At 58.3% G+C, this 20,053-nt stretch carries 13 protein-coding genes and 1 pseudogene; 10 read left to right on the plus strand and 4 right to left on the minus strand.

Annotated features, from left to right (window positions below):
- Window positions 1-329: 329 nt before the first annotated feature.
- Window positions 330-2,963 carry a YhgE/Pip domain-containing protein gene (locus EGX79_01020; GenBank protein ID AYX80888.1) on the plus strand — a complete coding sequence of 878 codons (2,634 nt, stop codon included), beginning with the start codon at window positions 330-332 and terminating at the stop codon, window positions 2,961-2,963.
- On the plus strand, window positions 2,963-5,278 hold the full coding sequence (locus EGX79_01025; protein ID AYX80889.1) for a YhgE/Pip domain-containing protein: 2,316 nt from the start codon (window positions 2,963-2,965) through the stop codon (window positions 5,276-5,278). Before EGX79_01020 ends, EGX79_01025 begins: the two co-directional genes overlap by 1 nt.
- A gap of 6 nt (window positions 5,279-5,284) precedes the next feature.
- Here EGX79_01025 and EGX79_01030 read toward each other — a convergent pair whose 3' ends face one another.
- Complete coding sequence (locus EGX79_01030; GenBank protein ID AYX80890.1) at window positions 5,285-6,322, minus strand: class C sortase; 1,038 nt, start codon at window positions 6,320-6,322, stop codon at window positions 5,285-5,287.
- 156 nt (window positions 6,323-6,478) lie between these two features.
- Window positions 6,479-7,621, minus strand: a complete 1,143-nt coding sequence (locus EGX79_01035) for a hypothetical protein (protein AYX80891.1) — start codon at window positions 7,619-7,621, stop codon at window positions 6,479-6,481.
- A gap of 486 nt (window positions 7,622-8,107) precedes the next feature.
- Here EGX79_01035 and EGX79_01040 point away from each other — a divergent pair, with 486 nt between their 5' ends.
- The 6 genes from EGX79_01040 to EGX79_01065 all read left to right on the plus strand — a co-directional run bounded on the left by EGX79_01040 (window position 8,108) and on the right by EGX79_01065 (window position 15,098).
- Complete coding sequence (locus tag EGX79_01040; GenBank protein ID AYX80892.1) at window positions 8,108-9,373, plus strand: aspartate kinase; 1,266 nt, start codon at window positions 8,108-8,110, stop codon at window positions 9,371-9,373.
- Between the two features lie 9 nt (window positions 9,374-9,382).
- The gene (locus EGX79_01045; protein ID AYX80893.1) at window positions 9,383-10,423 is read left to right on the plus strand and encodes an aspartate-semialdehyde dehydrogenase; all 1,041 of its coding nucleotides are present in this window, start codon (window positions 9,383-9,385) and stop codon (window positions 10,421-10,423) included.
- Window positions 10,424-11,254: 831 nt separating this feature from the next.
- On the plus strand, window positions 11,255-12,211 hold the full coding sequence (locus EGX79_01050) for an iron-siderophore ABC transporter substrate-binding protein (GenBank protein AYX80894.1): 957 nt from the start codon (window positions 11,255-11,257) through the stop codon (window positions 12,209-12,211).
- A gap of 36 nt (window positions 12,212-12,247) precedes the next feature.
- Window positions 12,248-13,258: an iron ABC transporter permease gene (locus EGX79_01055; GenBank protein AYX80895.1), complete on the plus strand. Its 1,011-nt coding sequence runs from the start codon at window positions 12,248-12,250 to the stop codon at window positions 13,256-13,258.
- A 5-nt stretch (window positions 13,259-13,263) separates the two neighbouring features.
- Window positions 13,264-14,307: an iron ABC transporter permease gene (locus tag EGX79_01060; protein ID AYX82666.1), complete on the plus strand. Its 1,044-nt coding sequence runs from the start codon at window positions 13,264-13,266 to the stop codon at window positions 14,305-14,307.
- On the plus strand, window positions 14,304-15,098 hold the full coding sequence (locus EGX79_01065; protein AYX80896.1) for an ABC transporter ATP-binding protein: 795 nt from the start codon (window positions 14,304-14,306) through the stop codon (window positions 15,096-15,098). The genes EGX79_01060 and EGX79_01065 overlap by 4 nt, the downstream gene beginning before the upstream one ends.
- On the opposite strand, the gene EGX79_01070 is transcribed toward EGX79_01065, so the two are convergent.
- Together EGX79_01070 and EGX79_01075 are read right to left on the minus strand one after the other, a co-directional pair.
- Complete coding sequence (locus tag EGX79_01070) at window positions 15,095-16,018, minus strand: siderophore-interacting protein (protein ID AYX80897.1); 924 nt, start codon at window positions 16,016-16,018, stop codon at window positions 15,095-15,097. The two genes, EGX79_01065 and EGX79_01070, sit on opposite strands and share 4 nt — an antisense overlap.
- 111 nt (window positions 16,019-16,129) lie before the next feature.
- A pseudogene (locus tag EGX79_01075) lies at window positions 16,130-17,470 on the minus strand (IS3 family transposase).
- Between the two features lie 367 nt (window positions 17,471-17,837).
- Here EGX79_01075 and EGX79_01080 point away from each other — a divergent pair.
- A complete protein-coding gene (locus EGX79_01080) occupies window positions 17,838-18,485 on the plus strand; it encodes a hypothetical protein (protein AYX80898.1) in 648 nt (215 codons plus the stop codon).
- A 209-nt stretch (window positions 18,486-18,694) separates the two neighbouring features.
- Entirely contained in the window at window positions 18,695-20,023 is a 1,329-nt protein-coding gene (locus tag EGX79_01085) for an IS30 family transposase (GenBank protein ID AYX80899.1), read from the plus strand.
- The last annotated feature ends 30 nt before the right edge of the window (window positions 20,024-20,053 follow it).

A 20,053-nucleotide genomic window follows, 5' to 3' on the forward strand; every position in this document is an offset into this window, starting at 1 on the left:
GGCCTTAAACCCAAGCCCCGCCGCGGCATAGAAGCAGTAGTCCGCGTTGCATGTGATGTACCTTACCCCGTTGGTTATATGAATTTCATCATTCGGGGGTTTTAGTGGGGGAAGTATGCGCGGGTTTCTGTGCCGTAAGAGTTCTGCGTCGTTAGGGGCTGTGCGGTGGGGCTCCGTGCAGTGAAAGGCGTTGCCGACGGCCCGCACCCAACTCACCCCGCCCAGTGCGCCCACTCACCCCGCCCAGTGCGCCCACTCATCCCGCCCATCGATAGTTCTAAAGCTAGGACCAATGTATTTAGCGGGGTAAAGATGATAGCGTCCTTAAGGTGCAAACTAGCTGGTCTATTCTGAAGCGAGACTTGCGCCGTCTCCGCAATAGCCCAAGAGTGTGGGTGATTATCATCGGCGTGATGATTACCCCTGCCTTGTATTCCTGGTTCAACATCCCGGGCTTCTGGGATCCGTATGAGCACACCGAGAACATCGGCGTGGCAATTGTGAATGAGGACAAGGGCGCGAGTTCCTCGGTTACCGGAAGTCTCAATATCGGTAACCAGGTGGTCAAACAACTAAAAGAAAATCATGAACTGGGCTGGCAGTTCCCCGATGCCGAGAAGGCAGACCGAGATCTAAAGCGCGGCAAGGTCTATGCCGAAATCACCATTCCGCCGAATTTCTCGCAGGAAATGGTCGATCTGATCCAAGGGCAGGGGCATCCAGCAAAACTGACCTACCGCGCTAACCAGAAGATCAACGCAATCTCGCCGCACATCACGGCGCAGGGCGCGTCCGGCATTGATGGCCAGATCTCCGCGTCCTTTAATAAGGAGATCGCGAAGGCGGTCACCGAGCAGGTCAAGGAAGCTGGCGATCTGCTGCAGGGTCGGTTCGATGCGGCCCGTCTCAATTCCGCTGATGCTTTCCAGGATGTTGCTGATGCGGTTGCCAATAGCCGCGATGAAGTCGGCGCTATCCAGGAGCAGATTGGCGATCTGCAGCCGACGATTGCGCAGATTAAGAAGACTCTTGGCAGCGTAGATACGGCCCTCGACGATGCCCAGGATGCGTTGACGCAGGTGCAGGCGATTACTGGTGAGCTCAACAACGAGGTCCTGAATTTCTCCGCGGATCTCAACGACGCCTACCTACAGGGCAGTACCGCCCTGGTAGAGGGCACCGGTAACGCCAATGCCGCGATTGGCGCGATGACCGGCAATCTGCAGGGCGCAATTTCCCGTTCGGATTCCGCGACGGCTGCGGCGGAGGACATCGTCAACCAGGCGGATCAGGTCATTGGTGGGCTGAATTCCCTGCTGGAGGCCAACCCGCTAAACGGCCCGGATAAGCAGGCAATCCAGCGCACCATCGATGCGCTCGACGAGAGCAACGCCACCAATAAAGAGCTGGTGGAGGGTCTGAAGAACGTCTCCGGCTCGGCGCAGGGAACTCTCGACTCCCTCAACGCCACCAGCGAGGCATTGGCGCAGGCCACTAAGGACGGCAAGGCCGCCTCGGATCAGATTCGTCAGGCGTCCCAGGACGCACTCCCGCAGTTGAGCAAGGCGCTTAATCAGCTCAACGCGCGCGTGGGTTCGTACGCGGCGGCGCTTGGCGCGCAAAAGGACACCGTCAAGGAAACGTCCGCGCTTCTCGACGCTACGAGTGGGCAGCTTTCTGCTGCGGATCAGGTCCTCGAGAGCTTCAAGGCCGACCTTGATGGTGTGCGCGATGGTCTGGAAACTGCGCGTCTCGATGTCCTTACCCTGGGCACCACCGAAGAGCGCGAAGCCATGAACATGGTCAACGACCTCGATCCTGAGGGTATCTCGCAGTTCCTGAGCGATCCGGCTGAGGTTAAGACCGAGGCCGTGTTCCCGGTGGATCACTACGGCTCGGGTATGGCGGCGCTGTTTACCAACCTGTCGTTGTGGATTGGTGCGTTCATTCTGATTGTGATTTTCCGCGTGGAAGTCGACGCGGAAGGTTTCAAGGAAATCACGGTGGGCCAGGCGTACATGGGGCGCACATTGCTGTTGGGCATCATCGCTACTTTCCAGGCGCTGATTGTCTCTATCGGTGACATCGTCATTGGTGTGCAGCATGTCAGCGCGGTTGCGTTCGTCCTCACCTGTGTCGTGGTGGAGTTGTGTTATCTCGCCATTATTTACAGTTTGGTGTCGGCGTTTGGCCACGTGGGACGTGGTATTGCAGTAGTGCTCGCGTTTATTCAGATTCCTGGCGCCGCCGGTCTCTATCCAATTGAGATGACCCCGGACTTCTTCCAGGCGCTGAATCCGTTCTTGCCGTTGACCTACGGCATTGATGCTCTCCGCGAGACCATTGGTGGTTTCTACTCGAATTACTACCTGAAGAACATGCTCACCTTGATGGCCATGGCAGTGGTCGCCTACGTGGTCGGTTACTGGCTGCGCCGCAGCCTGTCCTCGGTCAATGTCTTGGTTAACCACCAGCTTGAAGAGGGCGGACTGGTCAACAACGAAGAAGTCCACCTGGTCGGTAGCGGATACAAGCTCAGTGACCTCGTCTTTGCGCTGCGTAACCGCGAGGAGTACCAATCGCGAGTCGACGAGCGGATGGAGAATCTGCGTGGCAGCTACACGCTGTTCATGCGCATGGCCATTGGCATCGCCGTGGCCGCCCTGGTGGTGCTGGGTATTTTGGCCCGTAACTACCCGGATCAGAAGGCCCTGTTCTTCGGTCTGGCTTGCCTGTTTGTGCTGCTCTGCCTCGCCTACATCGCGGTGCGCGAGTACGTCAAGCAGTCTGTGATTCACGCCCAGGAGCTCAGCGAGATGTCGGAGGAGGAGCTGCGCGCCTACATGGAGCACCAAACTTCCCATCCGCATGCGTACTCGCTGGAAAATGCTGGTGATTCGTTTGAGCCACAGGCGAAGGTGTCGTCGGCAAGCGTGAAGACTTCCCCAGAAGGTGAAGCCTAATGAGAAACGTTCTTGAAATTGTGCGGAATGACTTTCGGGTGATCCGCCAGAACACGATGACCGGCATCATGGTTTTCGGTCTGGTGCTGATTCCGCTGCTGTTCACCTGCTTTAATGTGCTGGCCAGCTGGGAGCCGTTTGAGAACACCGAAAAGCTGAAGATTGCGGTCGCCAGTAATGACCGTGGTCATCGCACGGATATCGGTGCGATTGACGTCAACTTGGGCAATGAGGTGCTGTCGAAGCTGAGCCGTAACCACGAAATTGACTGGCAGATTACGGATTCTGAGGACGCCATCGACGGCACTAAGTCCGGTGACTACTACGCGGCAATCGTGCTTCCGGAGAACTTCAGTACTGAACTGATGACCTTCTACGTCCGGGGCACCAAGGCGCCGAAGCTGACGCTCTATACGAATGAGAAGAAGAACGCGCTTTCGTCAATCATTACGAGTAAGGGCGCGAGTGGCGTTATTCAGGAGATTGACAAGAACTTCACGCAGGTCGTCGCCAGTGTTGGGCTGGGCGTGATCACCTCGCTGGATGAGTATCTAAACACCTCCGACTCCAAGCAGGCACTGACGCGCGTGCAAAACCGCGTTGATGACACCGCCGCGCGGCTGCGCTCCGGTGCGCAGACTGCTCGTTCGCTGTCTACGCTGGTGGAGACCACCGTGCCGCTGGTGGAGACCGCGGATTCCATTTTGGAAAACGCTGGTGCGCGGATGGACATTCTGCGCAATGGTTCGGGTGACGGCAACGTCGCAGGCGATCTGGAAGCCGCGGTCGGCAATGTTCGCGACTCGGTTAGCACGGCGCTCGACGCAACGCAGTCGAGCTACGAAGGCGTGCGCGACCGCGTCAACGAGCTTGTCGACGGCACCCAGGCCACCAGCGGCGCGACCGCGGATACCTTCGATGCGATGGCGGCCAAATTCGGCCAGCAGGCCGACGGTCTGACTGCGATGCGCGACCGCCTGGAGGACACCGTTGGGGCAGTGGTTCCGGGTGTCGCTAAGCCGGGCTATGACCGCGCGATTTCCGATCTGAACACCTCGATTGCTCGCACCCGTGGGCTGCAGGAGAGTTTCTCCGCCGTGGCAGCGGATTTGCGTGGTGGCCGGGATACGGGATCGTCGATAAGCCAGGCGAAGGACGCTTTCACGGCTGCGATTGCCGCTGTGGAAAATGCCAAAAACTCCTACGAGCAGAACCTGCGCCCGCAGATCGACGCACTGTCGGAGCCGGTGTCGCGTCTGAGCAACGACATCGAGGTCATTGGCGAGGACATTCGCGGCATCCGCGGTACGATTTCCGGCTCGCCGGTGGATACGCTTCGTAAGACCAGCGCCGCCACGATGGGTCTGAGCACCCGCTTTGATGATCTGGCGGCTCGCTTCGACGAGATTCACAACGCGCTGGAAGAGGCGAAGGACACCGGGGACCTCTCGCGAATTGCTGAGGCCGTCGGTGATGACCCAAGTGCCCTGGCAGCGCAGTTGGCCGCGCCGGTGCAGGTCGAGGAAGACCCCGTCTTCCCAGTCCAGAGCTTCGGTGCGGGTATGGCGCCGTTCTATGCGACCCTCGCGCTGTGGATCGGTGCGCTGCTGTCGTCGGTGCTGATCCGCACCACGGTCCGTAGCCGCGACGGACAGAAGGTCGGCGATGATGAGGCCGAGCATGTGGTCAGCGATGCAGTCGATGATGCGCAGGGCGATGCAGCCGCTGAGGTCGGCGATGATGCTGACGCTGAGGCCGAGAAGTCCAGCGACCAGCAAATCAACGCTGCCCAGACCGATGACTACACCCGCGCCGAGAAGTACTTCGGCCGGTTCGCCACCTTCGCCACCGTTGGCCTAGTTCAGGCCACGCTGATGGTGTTGGGACTCCAGGTGTACGTGGGCATCGATCCCGCACACCGATTCCTGATGCTGCTGGCCGGCTGGATCATCTCGCTGGTGTTCATGATGATCGTCTTCTCGTTCGTCTTCACCTTCGACAATGCCGGCAAGGCCATCTGCGTGCTGTTGCTGGTGATGCAGGTCTCGGCTGCAGGTGGCGCGTATCCGCTGCCTCTGGTGCCGCAGTGGGTCCAGAACATTAGCCCGTGGCTGCCGGGTACCTACGCGATTGACATGTTCCGCAGCTCCATCGCCGGTATCTACGAGGCCGACTACTGGAAGCTGATGTTCATGTTGGCGCTGTTCATCATCCCGTCGCTGATCCTGGCACTGGGCCTCCAGCGCATCTTTGAAAAGGGAATCAACGACATCAAGGACGCAATCGGGGAGACGAAGGTGATGGCCACCTCGTAAGGGGGCCTAATCCTCCGCCTCGTCGCTCTCGCGCTCGGCCTCCGGTTCGCTCTTGCCGTCGCGCGAGAGCTTCCGCAGCCACCAAATCAGCAGCGCAATAATCACCGCCGCTGCTGCCAGGATGGCCCACATCCACCACTGCCACTGCGAACCGCTGCCGTCGAACACGGATTCCTCGTCAGGATCCATCGGCACCTGGTGCCCCGTCACCAGCAGGCGGTGCGTGTTAATGCCGTAAGGCGTGCACGTAATCAGGGTGATTAGGTCTTCTCCGGGGACGCGTCGTAAAGCATCGGTTTCATCCGGCTTTACGACGGCTACGTCGTGGACCTCATACTTCAACTTATGACCCGCGACTGCGATGTAGAACGCGTCGCCCTTTTTGACCTTGTCGAGGTTGTCCCACAGCGTCGCATTTTGCAGACCCGTATGCGCCGACAGCGACGCGTGACGACCTTCACCCTCGCCCACGCCGCCGACCGGGAAGTCGGTGCCGTAGAGGTGACCGACACCGCGCGAGAGCGACTTTTCCGACGTGCCATGGAAAATGGGCAGGTCAGAGTTGATGGAAGGGATGACGATGCGACCGAGCGCGTCGGTCTCGCCAAGCACGTCGAGGTAGTGGCGGTAGCGCTGGTACTCCGGGGAGGACTCGTCATCGGAGGTGGTCCAGGCGTCGCCCGGATTGACCTCGCCGAGGCTGGCGTTGTACTCGTGGGCCTCGTTCCAGGCGGTGTCCAAGACCTCAGGAGGAGCGGATTTCTCCAGCTTGGAGTACTCATCTGCGGCGCGGGCCTGCAGGAAGTTGTTCCACTGCGTTGCGACAACCGGGTACAGCAGCACGCCCAAACCGCCAATGATCAACAGCAGGGCGATGATGGTGTTCGAGTTGAGCTTCTTGCCCTTTTGGGGCTTTGCTTTGGTGTTGGTTGCGGCGGTTTTGGTTGCGGCGCTGGTGCTGTTTGCGCGTTCGGACTTCCGCTTAGATGTCGGTTTAGATGCCCGCTTGGAAGTTGCCCGCTTGGAATGGGAATGACGCCCCATCGAGTCCTACCTTTGGTGACCTTGTGCATAGCGGCCACGGGTCTTTCTCACCAGGGACAGTTCCCGGGCAGGGATAGCCAGGCCGACAAATCGCTAACGACTTAATAAGTGCACATACCAATTTAGGTCATGCAACCCGGGAGAGCTGAACTCTACTTACCGAGCGGTGGCATCGGTGGAGTCTGTGGTGGTGATTTCGGTGCTTGGGGCGTCGGTGGTTGCGGTGCTTGTGGTGTCGGTGGTCGCGGTGTCTGCGGTGTTTTCGGTGCTTGGGGCGCTTGTGGAGGCTGTGGCGGTGGCTTCTGCCGGCCGAGCCGCCAGGGCAATAGTGGCAGAAATCATGGTCGCCAGTGCGATAAACAGCGCCACCCACTGCACACCAACTGCCTGGAAGCGTTCACCAAGAACGATGTATCCCAAGCTGAAGGCAACAATCGGCTCCACGACGGTCATAGCTGGTAGCGAAGCCTGCAACGGTCCCGCGTTAAAAGCCGCCTGCTGCAGGCCGACGCCAATAACCGCCAGTGCCACCAGCAGCCAGAGTTCCCAGGAGAGCAGGAGCTGGACGAGTCCGTCGTTGACATAGGTATCGACCACCGACTTAGACAGCAGCGCGACGAAGCCGTACAGCCAGCCGGTTGCCGTGCCGAGCAGCAGGGCCTTCGGGTTCTGGCGTAGCACTCCGCGCTGTTTGGTGTCTGAGGTGCTACCTGTGCTGTTGTCGGTGCTGGAGCGGTCTGCGATGGCTGGGCTGTCACTCGTGTTGGAGCCGCTACCTGCGTTGGAGCCGCTACTCGTGCCGGTATTGGGCCACTGAACTGCAGCGGCGTACAGTCCGCAGGTGACCACGCCACCGGCGGCAAGAGCCCATCCCCACAGGTAGGTGGGGATATCGGTGGAGCCGGCAGTCGGCTTGCCGAGCAACACCAGCGTCGCCACCGCAAAAGTCAGCGCCACGGACCAAATCATCTCTGACCGCGAAATCCGCCGACTATTGACCTTCGCCGCCAGCGGGAGCGTGAGCATCAGCTTCATGACCAGCAACGGTTGCACCAGGAGCAACGTGCCAAATGCCAACGCCGCGACCTGAAATACATACCCGGCAATCGCCAGGCCCGAGCCCAGCCACCAGCGTGGCAGCTTCAGGGTCTTCGCCACTCCGCGAAGTGTGCTGGTGCCCTCTTCCAGTGTTCCGGAGAGGTTGTGGCGGATGACGGTTCCCCACGCGATGCTGAGCGCGGACAGCAGTGCCAGTATCGCAGCGAGAAGGTCATTGTTCACGTAGGAAATGCTAGGCATGCAACACTTGTCATGTCCACTTCGCAGGGGTTGGGCGGGGCAGTGTTTTGTGCCCGCAGCGCCTCGGGGAGTAGCTGGCGGATTAGCTGGCCCGGCCAAGATGCTGACTGAGCTCGGAGCCCGGGAGTTAGGGAGTGGAGCTGGCTGAACCCGGAGTTCCTGGCACAGTACCGAGAGTTACTGACTAGGTTTATGTCAGTTTTGACAAGTTTCAGGGCATATTTTTGTCATAAACTTAGTCAGTTTCACATTTGCAGCCCGCAGCCGCGTCCAATCCACACCCCAAATACCCCAAACACCCAACCCACACCCGAATACCGGCCACGATACCCCACAACCCCCTACGCAACCCGATCCAAACCCTCCACGCAACCCCCGCAAGCTACGTTTTGGTAACCCACTATGTAATTACGAATGCGACTCAAGTAAATTGAGTCAATAATAGTTACGTGCATATAGTTGCCTAGTTTTTGGAGGTTGCCGACCATGGCACTGGTTGTGCAGAAGTACGGTGGTTCATCCCTGGAGAGCGCCGAACGCATTCGTCGTGTTGCAGAACGAATTGTGGAAACCAAAAAGCAGGGCAATGACGTCGTGGTTGTCTGCTCGGCAATGGGCGACACCACCGATGAGCTTCTGGACCTCGCTGAGCAGGTCAACCCGGTCCCGCCGGGACGCGAGATGGATATGCTCCTGACCGCCGGTGAGCGTATTTCCAATGCGCTGGTCGCTATGGCAATCGCAAGCCTCGGCGCCTCGGCCCGTTCTTTTACCGGTTCGCAGGCTGGCGTGATTACCACGGAGCGCCACGGTAACGCCCGCATTGTCGAGGTCACTCCGGGCCGTGTCCGTGAGGCTCTCGATGAGGGCCATATCTGCCTAGTGGCCGGTTTCCAGGGTGTAAACCGCGAGACCAAGGACGTCACTACGCTGGGCCGTGGTGGCTCGGATACCACTGCGGTTGCCCTCGCGGCAGCCCTAGAGGCGGACGTCTGCGAGATTTACTCCGACGTGGACGGCGTGTACACCGCGGATCCGCGCATTGTGCCGGACGCACAGCGTTTGGACAACATTTCCTTCGAGGAGATGTTGGAGATGGCCGCGGTTGGCGCGAAGATTTTGCAGCTGCGAAGTGTCGAATACGCCCGCGCGTTTAATGTTCCGTTGCGTGTGCGTTCGTCGTATAGCAATGAACTTGGCACCCTTGTTGATGGATCGATGGAGGATATCCCTATGGAAGAAGCAGTGTTGACCGGTGTGGCGCATGACCGCTCCGAGGCGAAGGTGACCGTGCTGGGCATTCCGGATGATCCGGGCCAGGCGGCGAAGATGTTCCGTGCTGTTGCGGATGCGGAGATCAATATCGATATGGTGCTGCAGAACGTCTCTACCATCGCGGATAACCGCACTGACATTACTTTCACCTGCCCGCGCGAGGACGCTCCGAAGGCGATGGCGTTGCTGAAGAAGCTGCAGGCTGACAATGACTGGAAGGACGTGCTTTACGACGATCACGTGGGCAAGGTCTCCTTGGTCGGTGCTGGCATGAAGTCCCACCCGGGTGTGACTGCGACGTTCTGTGAGGCGCTCGCTGATGAGGGTGTGAATATCGACCTGATTTCCACTTCTGAGATTCGTATCTCGGTGCTGGTTAATGACCAGGATGTCGATAAGTCTGTGAAGGCTCTGCACGACGCTTTCAATCTCGGTGGCGACACCGAGGCTGTTGTTTACGCTGGTACGGGACGTTAAGGAGTTTTCATGACCACGATTGCTGTTGTTGGTGCCACTGGCCAGGTTGGTCGTGTGATGCGCACTCTTCTGGCGGAGCGTAATTTCCCGGCCGATAAGGTTCGTTTTTTCGCTTCTGCTCGTAGTGCGGGCAAGGAGTTGGAGTTCCGCGGCGAGAAGATTGTTGTCGAGGATGTCGCGGCTACTTCTGACGAGGATCTGAAGGGCATTGATGTCGCGGTGTTCTCCGCTGGCGGCACGCTGTCGAAGGAGCAGGCTCCGCGTTTTGCGGCTGCTGGCGCTGTTGTTGTTGATAACTCGTCGGCGTGGCGTAAGGATCCGGAGGTCCCGTTGGTGGTCTCCGAGGTCAACCCGGATGCTTTGCAGGACATCCCGAAGGGCATTGTCGCGAATCCGAATTGCACCACCATGGCCGCGATGCCGGTTCTCAAGCCGCTTCACGACGAGGCCGGGTTGCAGCGTCTGCGTGTGTCCTCCTATCAGGCGGTCTCGGGTTCGGGCCTTGCTGGTGTGAATACTCTGGCTGGCCAGGTGCGCGAGAACGTCGACAACCTGGAGAAGCTGACCACTGATGGTTCGGCTCTGGTTGCGGAGGACTTTGGTCCGTATGTCGCCCCGATTGCTTTCAACGCGCTGCCGGTGGCTGGAAACTTTGTTGATGACGGTTCACTGGAGACTGATGAGGAGCAGAAGCTCCGCAATGAGTCCCGCAAGATTCTGTCTATCCCTGAGCTGGCTGTTGCTGGTACTTGTGTGCGCGTTCCGGTGTTCACTGGCCACACGCTGGTGATTCACGCTGAGTTTGAGAATGCTCTGTCCGTAGAGAAGGCAACCGAACTGCTGGAGTCCGCGCCGGGCGTGAAGGTCGTCGACGTTCCGAATCCGCTTGCCGCCGCTGGTGTGGATGAGTCCCTGGTGGGTCGTATCCGTGTCGATCAGTCGGTTCCGGAGGGGCGTGGCCTGGTGCTGGTTGTCTCTGGCGACAATCTGCGTAAGGGCGCTGCTCTGAATACCATCCAGATTGCGGAGTTGTTGGTCGCTGACCAGTAGTTGAGCGCAGTACTTAAAAGCGCAAAAAGTTAAGCCTCGGCACTTAGCGAACTTCGTGCTCTCAATGGCAACTACTCCCCACTAGTCGGTAACTGATTTCTCAGTCCAACTAATGGGGAGCAGTTCACATTTGTTGCGGTAGGGGGCCTATTTTTTCTTATTGACGCCCACGCTTTCCGCTTGGCTGCAGCGCCAGCGGAATGTGAGATTGTGCGAGCGCAGTGCTGGGGGGGGATTGCGTCACGGGAGGCGCCGGCGCCCTATTTGGCGGCGTGAGGATGTGCAGATGTCGCTAGACCGGGAATGCGTGGCCGACGGCGCCGTTTTTGGGGCGCTAGCAGGGGTGAATGTCGCTAGACCGGGAATGCGTTAAAGACACTGATTTGCAGCTCCGCAAACCTGCAGGTCAGGGAATTGTCGCAAAATTCGGAGGCGCGCCTGTGCTGACAGATTCCCGTTCTAGCGACATTTCGACCTTCGAAGTGCAACTTTTCCGACAGTTGGTGCCACGAGTTGCAATAGCGCGAGCATCTCGGCACTGAGAGCCAGGGTGGCTAGGGTGGCCAGGGCGGTGACAGTGGCCAGAGTGGCTAGGGTGGCCAGAGTGGCGTCGGGTGGCCAGCGTGGCGACGGTGGCCAGGGCGGCGATGGAGTCGGTAGCGGCCGAGCGGGAAGCGGACTAACTTAGGGCAGCCTGTTGTGTGGTTAGCCTTACCTGTGTAATATAGACCCGATTACTGTGTTGGCCGTAGCCGAAAGAGGCCATCAGTCTCTTGGGGCTACGGGTACTTTACAGCGTCTCAAAGAGTTCCTTACACGTTAGGCTTTCACATGTTTCGAAACAATTCGCTGACCCGTCGAGCGGCGCTGAAGACCGCCGCTGTCTTGGCAGCATCCACTCTTGTTCTGTCTGGTTGCTCCCGAGGCGACGACGCGGCGGCGTCAAAAAATGAGGGCACCGGGGATGAGCGCATCGCCGCAGTTGGCCTGGGAGACAGCGATACCTTGCTCGCTCTAGGCATCCAACCAGTCCTCGTAGCGCCCTGGGGTGCTGAGGGAGATGTTGATGCGTCTGGCGTCGGCCCATGGGCTACCGAAAAGCTCGGCGACAACAAGCCTGAAGTGGTTTACGGTACTGCCAACGGATTCACTGCTGAAATCCTGGAGAAGATCTCCGCCGCTAATCCGGACAAGATCATTGCGGTGAACTCTGCCGTAGACGCGCAGGCGAAGAAGGCGCTTAATGACATCGCCCCAACCACCGTTAAGCCAGACGGTGCCACGGACTGGCAGATCCCCTGGCGGGATCAGGTCAACCAGATCGCCGGCGCTGTAGACAAGCAAGAAGAAGGCGACAAACTCGTCGAAGAAACGCAGAAGGCCTTCGATGATTTCCAACAGCAGCACCCTGAGCTCAAAGGCAAGCGTGCGGCTATCGTCATGCCTTATCAGGGAAAGATCGGCCTGTACACCTCCGGTGACGGTCGCGGGCAGTTTATCAAGAGTCTGGGCTTCGAGATCCCGAAGGAGCTCGAAGGTAACGGGGGCGAGTTCTACCGCGACATCGCACCTGAGAACTACAGCGACCTCAACAACGTCGATTACCTCTTCATCCTTGATTACCAGGGTGCCGCCGATACCTTGAAGAAGGATCCAACATTCAGCAAGCTGGACGTTGTTCGCGAAGGCAAGGTCCGCTGGATGGACGAAAACGTGGGCAATGCAATGAGTATGCCGAACCCATTGACCATCCCCTGGGCAGTCGACAAGTTCTCTGACGCAATTTAATTGAAAGTGTCCGTTTCAAGAACTCGACATTCTTTGGTGTTTTCCCGGCGTTTGCTTACTTCGGCCGCACTCGTTGGCTTGGCTTTGCTGCTGCTTGCCTCCCTGTACTTGGGTTCCAAAGATCTTTCCATTGGCGAAGTGACCAGCATCCTCATGCATGGTCCGCACCCATCTACGCAATCCGGCATCATTTGGGACTTGCGCGTTCCGCGCACCCTCTTGGCTGTGATCACAGGCGCAGCCCTGGCTATGGCGGGTGCCATTGCTCAGAGCTGGACCCGCAACCCCCTGGCAGATCCCGGCATTATCGGCGTGAACGCTGGAGCAAGTTTCGCAGTCGCTGCGGCACTGACCTTGGGCTGGGCAACGACGGTCGGGGAGCGGACACTTGTAGGGCTCGTCGGGGCGGCCGTCGCTGCCTTAATCGTGCTGTTGATTTCCCGCGTATCGCGTAACCCGCTAACTCTGGTACTCGTGGGCGTGGGAGTTACCTTCGCCCTGCAAGCGGCCACGAATATGCTGAGCCTCTATTCTTCCGACACCCTGGAAGGGCTCCGCCGCTGGACCGTTGGCTCTACAGCTGGGCGGGGTATGGAAGACGTGGCCTTAGCTGCTTTAGGTCTAGCACTAGGTGCTCTATGTGGTGCGCTTGCAGCACGCCCGCTGGATCTACTTGCGATGGGAGAGGACTCCGCCCGTTCCCTTGGCAGCTCGCCCACGAGAACCCGCTTGTTGGCTGCCGCAGCGGTGATCATCCTCGCCGGCTCGGCGACAGCCACTGTGGGGCTTGTGACATTCGTGGGCTTCGCCGTGCCACACCTACTACGCCCGTTTACCGGCCCGTCCCTGACTCGCCTCTTGCTGCCGACCGGCATTGTTGGTGGCGCGGCTGTGTTGCTAGCCGATATTGTGGGCCGCTTCGTCCTGCAGCCTAACGAGCTGGAAATGTCCATTGTCTTAGCTATTGTCGGTGCCCCAGTGATGATTCTGGCGGTGCGACGTAAGAAGAGTTCACCGACCTCGAATGACTCGGAGCTGACGATATGAGCGATATGACGTCTATCCGTAGTATTAAGCGTTCACGAAGCAGACGCGTCCTGGCGGCTTCGGCAGGGTTCGCCCTCATAGCGGCTCTTTGTTACTGCTTAATCCTGGGGCAAGGAGCGGTGAAGCTCAGCCCGATGGAAGTCATCGAGGTTCTCACCGGTGGGGGCACACAGCAAGCAATCAACGTGGTGTGGGATCTCCGCCTGCCTGTAGCAATCGCTACCGTTCTGGTCGGCGCGGCTCTAGGGCTGGCAGGTGCGTGGACTCAGACCATGGCCCGCAATCCGCTGGCCAGCCCGGACATTCTCGGTGTATCCGGCGGCGCGGCGGTTTTGGTTGTGGCGGGCACCGTAGTTACCCGCCCTGCATGGAGTGAGGGGGTGCCGACGTTCTGGTGGCGTGCTGCACTCGCTTTGCTTGGCGCACTAGTGATCGTTGGTTTGCTCGTTCTACTCGGTGGCTTCGGGACGTCGCAGCGCGTAGTGGTCATCGGCCTGGCACTGTCTTTCCTCACGCAGTCTTTAGTGCAGTATCTCCTGCTCCGGGCTGACTTAACTCGTGCCACGGATGCCCAAACTTGGCTCGCTGGGTCTACCGGCTTTGTGCGTATGGAAGCTTTGTTTCCTATGGTGTTGGGCCTGTTGCCCTTCGTAGTTTTAGGCCTTTGTGTTACGCGCGATGTCCCTCTTCTTTCTCATGATGACGCCACCGCGTCCACACTTGGGGTAAATGTCACGAGGGTGCGCGCTATTTTGCTCATTGCCGCAACGGGCATTGTCGCGGTGGTGGTTTCCTTTGTCGGCCCAATTGGATTCGTGGCACTATTGGCTCCTCAGCTGGCCAAGCTGGTGGCCGGAACGCCCACGCCCCATCCGTTGTGCTCTACTTTTGCAGGCGCTGCTCTATTAGCTGCGTGCGCCGTCGTGGCGGGCGCACTGCCATTTACATCCCCTGTGGGTTTGGTTACCGCCATCATCGGTGGCCCCGCGTTGGTGTTGCTTGTGTGGTTGGCGGCCCGTCGCGGAACTCTGAAAGGAATGGTTCAATGAACGTTCAAGTTGATCACGTCACCGTGGGCTACAACGACGGCCCAAGCATTGTTAAGGACGTGTCTTTCACTGCAGAGCCCGGGAAGGTCACCACGCTCTTAGGCCCCAATGGTTGTGGCAAGTCGACGTTGCTCAAGACGCTTTCTCGGCTGCTTGCTCCCGCCGAAGGACGGGTTCTTGTAGAGAAAAAGGACGTGCATAGTTTGCGGTCGCGCGAAGCCGCCCAACTAATTGCGCTTTTGCCACAACACCCGCTGTGTCCGGCGGGATTGACCGTTGGAGAACTTGTGGAGCGCGGACGGCACCCTTATCGTCGATCGCTCTGGGGTGGGGGAGCGACGGCGTCAGAAGATAAAGAAAAAGTGCGCGAGGCGCTGAAGAAGACGAAGGTTGACCATCTTGTTGCCCGCGACGTGGCGGAGCTTTCTGGCGGCCAGCGGCAGCGGGTCTGGATGGCGATGGTGTTGGCGCAGGATACGCCAATTGTGCTGTTGGACGAACCGACTACCTACCTAGATCCGGCACATGCGATAGAGATTCTAAGTATCGTGCGGGAGCTCGCTCAAGAGGGCAAGACGGTGATTACCGTACTTCATGATCTTGGCCTGGCGGGAGCTTTTAGCGACGAGATGATCGTCATGAAGGAAGGGGAAAAGATCGCCGAGGGTTCTCCAAAGGAGGCTCTGACGGTGGATGTGTTGCGCGAGGCATATGGCCTGAATGCCGAGGTGTGGGAAGATCCCCGCGGTATGGCTCCGATTATTGTGCCGCGAGGGATTGTGGCTAATTAAGGCCGTGCCCTGCCTAGGAACCAATAGGGGCACCACTGCACGGATTCGCTATTGAGGCCCCAGGTGTGAATTGCGTGGCGCCGTACTTCCTTGCAGAGCTGTCCTTCACCCGCGACCCAGACGTACTTCGACTGTGTTGCGGGGTGTTCGGCACGGTCCAGTTGCTGTAGGTGGGACATCACTGCCGTGCTGAAGTCCGTTGTAGCGCTAAACAGCACTTCTAGGCTGCCCAGCTTGCTCTCCCAGTCGGCGACGAGGGATGGCTCGAGGTCACCATGGTTCTCGGCGACCACTACGAGGTGTATGTCGCGCAACTGTTCCGGGGCAAACGCATCCGCGTAATCCAAAATGGCGCGAACGGAAGGTACGGCAGATGGGTCTGCGATAAGTGTTTGTGAACTTTGCGCGCGGTGCCAGAGGCCCTGGCATGTCCAGATGCCTACCTGGTCGCCAACACGAGTTGCAAGAGCCCAGGCGAGCCCTGGTCCGACGTGCTCATCCTTTGGATTTTTGACGCCATGTGTCGCCACGTCGAAAGTTATCTGTCCGCACTCGGGATCGAGTGAGCGTACGGTGTACCAACGTAAATTTGGGCGTTGGGTCTCCGGCATGGCTGTAACGCTTGCGCGGATATTGGCGCCACCTCCGTGGAGGGGTAAATGGAGATTCTCGCCGGGCTTAGCCGGCATAAAGAGGCCAAAGAATTCGTCCGGGCCGGAAAGCTGAAAGCCGACTAGCTCGGGGGAGCGGATGACAATCCTCTGCAGGTTTTCTGCCGGGGCGCTGACGTCATAAACAGTGGCGCGGATGATTCGATGGTGCGGTTCAGAAGGGGCGGCCAAGAGTAGGTGGTCAGAAAAGGCCGCGCGGTAGGCGGAAGTGTTCGTCGGAGTGTTCAGGGTAACTGGGTTCGAGGTCATAGTGGGAGTTAACTTACCCTTACCTAAAGCAAAAGTGAAAGGGTGAGGGGCAGAAAAAGCCCCGCGGGGATCCGAGGTGAACTGGTCCCCGAAAGTTGGACTGGTTTAACTCTAGGCGGTTAGGGCTTCAAGGGTCTGATTTCGATATTGCATCGGGGTCAGGCCCTTGAGTCGTTGTTGGACGCGTTCGGTGTTGTACCACTGGATGTATTCGTCGATTACTTGGTTGAACTCTGCGACCGTGTCGAAGACTTCTCCGTGGTACATCTCGGTTTTCACGTGCCCGAAGAAATTTTCCATGACCGCGTTGTCGTAACAGTTGGCTTTACGCGACATCGACTGAACACCGCCGTTGTCGCCGATCAGGTCACGCCAGGAGGCATGCTGGTACTGGAAACCTTGGTCAGTGTGCATCATCCACCCGGGTTCAGGTGCCCACGCCGCGATCGCCTTGGACAAAGAATCGGTGGTCAACGCTGTCGACGGCGATGTAGCCACGGTGTGGGCAACGATTGAGCGGTCGAACAAGTCCATCACCGGTGACAGGTAGACCTTGCGGCCTGCAACCCTGAACTCGGTGACGTCGCTGACAAAGACGGTATTTGGCTTATCTGGGGTGAATTTGCGGTCAAGTTTATTGTCAGCAATGCGGCTGATCGTCCCAACATAGGAAATATACGGTCTGCGCTGGCGAATCTTAGCTCGAAGCCCCATCTGGCGCATGAGTTTGTAGACGAGTTTGTGGTTGACCACCCAGCCCTGGTTGCGTAGGTCAAGTAGCACTCGCCGGTAGCCGTAGCGATGCTTGTTACGCTCGAAGCTTTCCCGAATCGCTTGCTTGAGAACGGCGTGGTTATCTGGCTTACTGAGTCGTTGTTGGTGGTAGAAGAACGTCGACCGTGGGATACCTGCTGCCTCTAGGAGATATTCCAAGCGGTGGTGAGACTTGAGGATGACAATCGCCTGGACTTTCAGGCGCGTCCCTGATTCCTCAAGTCCCGCATTTTTTTAGATAGGCATTTTCGGCCCGCAACCGTTCGTTTTCGCGACGCAGCTTGTCTTCCTCCGACAGCGGCTTCGGCGTGACCGATCCTTTGGGCCTGCCCTTCGGCTTTGGTTTCAACGCGTCATCGCCGTCTTTGCGCCATTTCCACGACCACCCGCGGACCAGCTGCTGTGATGACAGGCCAAATTCACGTGCAAGATCCATCGCTGTCTCGCCAGCAAGGTGGCGTTGGACAACTTCCTTCTTGATCTCGAACGAGTACTGCTGCTTAGTCGGTTTCTCCACAAGACATAGCCTGCATGCAGCTTAAACCGACGACAGAGCATACGGGCGGCATACTTGGAGACACCAAGGGCATTGGCAGCGGCTGTATAACCCATGCCTTGCTCAAATAGTTCAACCAACTGCTCGCGCTGATATTCACTTAGCGAACTTCGTGCTCTCAATGACAACTACTCCCCACTAGTCGGTAACTGATTTCTCAGTCCAACTAATGGGGAGCAGTTCATTAGGTGCCGAGGCTTTTCTGCTGGAAAAGGCGAGCCTGGTTTGGGGTGACCAAACGGCTAGCAATGTGACCCGTGACATGCGACGTTTGGGCATAAGTGCAGGTTAAATTTTGCCGTTATTCTGTTTCCAATTTCCTGGCTGAAGTGGGTCGAATTTCTATATTGTGACCGTTTTTCATCACCGGTACGGTTTTCGTGTGAGCACGGCAGTGGCCGCAAAGGAGAAGGCGAGAAGCCCTTTACCTTCAGCTCTGGGCATCGCGCCACACCATTTATCTACACTTCATTTTTCTAAAGGATCATCATGGATAACCTGTGCAATATCTGCGAACTGATTTCCTCCTTGCCAGCACCGGCTCCGCTGCCGGTACCTGAGTTCAACGTGAACTTCCCGGAGGGCCCACTGGTTCAGGTCGACTCACTGTTCCCGAACTTCCACTCTCTGACTGAGGGCGGCAACCTGGGTCTGCAGAACGTCGGTGGCGATCAGGACAACGCTCTGCAGAACGTTGGCGGCAACCAGGGTCTCCAGAACGCTGGCGGCGATCAGCTGAACGGCGGAGACCAGATTGGCGGCGACAAGCTGGACAAGGGCGACAAGGTCGGCGGCGACCAGGTTAACGACAAGGGCCAGATTGGTGAGCGTCAGTCCGGTTTCCAGACCGGTGGCCAGGACCAGAGCCTGCAAAACGTCGGTGGCGACCAGGGTCTGCAGAACGGTGGCCAGGAGCAGGGTCTCCAGACTGGCGGTAAGAACCAGAACGGCCTTCAGACTGGCGGCCAGGAGCAGGGCCTGCAGACCGGTGGTAAGAACCAGGGTGGCCTCCAGACTGGCGGCCAGGAGCAGGGTGCCCAGACCGGCGGCAACAACCAGGGTGGCCTGCTGGCCGAGGACGGTGCGGGTGACAACCTGCCAGTCGACCTGGACCTCACCGGTGCAAAGGCTATCTAAGGCCGTTTAAGCTGACTTAGGCACTGCACTACAATGACACTGCGCAGCTATTAGCTCTCGCGGCTATTAATACGTAACAGCGCACGAGCGCCTTCTCACTCCTTGCGGAGTGGGGAGGCGCTTTTTTGTGTTTATAGCTGGCGACGTTGGGTCGATCCGAGTTACTGACTGCGTTTATGTCAAAAATGGCCGGTAGGTTCAGGCGGTGAATGCATCACCACTTTCGACCAGGAGAAGTAGTGAAGCAAACCCGCCGAACGAAATACAGTGCCATCAAACCGATTGCGCTTCAACACATCGCCAACGGGGCATCAGCAAGCGCAGTTGGACGTGAGTTAGGGATACCCTCACCAACTGTCAGGCGGTGGGCGCGACAAGCCGGAATTGCGATTCAGCACCAATCGCACTGCCCGAAGGTCTCGATGATGGATAAGCATCGCGTGATCTACGAGATGCTTATGGCCGGCTCATATAGTGTTGCCGAGATTGCCGCGCAGGCTGGGGTGTGCACAACCACGGTGTATAACCGGCGGGCTAGATTGACCACTATGAATACCCGCAGTCGGATAACACCTGGTGATGTATCTCGTGTTGGTACTGGTCGGCGGCTAGGGCTGGCGGAACGCTTAATTATTGCTGATTGCCTGCGGGCAGGTCATTCGCACCGGCGTATCGCCCAGATAGTCTGTCGTAGTCAATCCACTATCAGTCGTGAAATCGCACGCAACAGCGTCGATGGTATCTACGATGCCTATCACGCTGATCAGGCCAGCCGCGGGCGTCTTGCTCGTCCAAAGCCGCGCAAACTCGATGACAATCGATTTTTGCGCGCCCAGGTTGTCAATCTGCTCAACCGTGGCGCCTCGCCGCGTCAGGCCAGTGGCAGGTTGGCTGCACTGTGGGGTGATAATACGTCCATGACTATTAGCCACGAGTCGATTTACCAGGCCCTTTACGTACAAGGGGCAGGCAGCTTGCGCAAAGAACTTGTGTTTGAAAAGTCCTGCCGGACTACCCGGCCAGGGCGTAAACCCCGCTCGCTTCTCGCAGGGGTGCCCAAGCCACGTGGAAAACGCTGGACTCATGATGCCAATATTTCACTTCGCCCAGCCGAAGCCAATGATCGTGCGGTACCCGGTCATTGGGAAGGCGATTTGATTATTGGCGCAGATGGCACCAGTGCTTTAGCGACATTGGTGGAACGCCGCAGCAGGTTTGTGCTGCTCGGCAGACTCGGCACTGACCATACTGCCGCCAGTGTCAATGAGGTGATGGTACGGATGATTCGTCGGCTCAAAGAGTCGATGGACACCACGATTTCGACGTTGACCTGGGATCAGGGAGTGGAGTTTGCCAAACACACCGAGTTTTCTGTCGCGGAGAATATCCAGGTGTTTTTCGCCGATCCGCATTCGCCGTGGCAGCGAGGTAGCAATGAGCGGATGAACCGGGATATCCGGTTTTATTTCCCCCAAAGGCACCAACTTTACCGATGTCACCGACCAAGAGGTCGCCGAGGCGGAAGCATTGCTGAATAACCGGCCACGGGTAGTGCTCGACGGGTTAAC

The sequence above is a fragment of the Corynebacterium jeikeium genome (assembly GCA_003955985.1).
GTDB classification, from domain to species: Bacteria; Actinomycetota; Actinomycetes; order Mycobacteriales; family Mycobacteriaceae; genus Corynebacterium; species Corynebacterium jeikeium_D.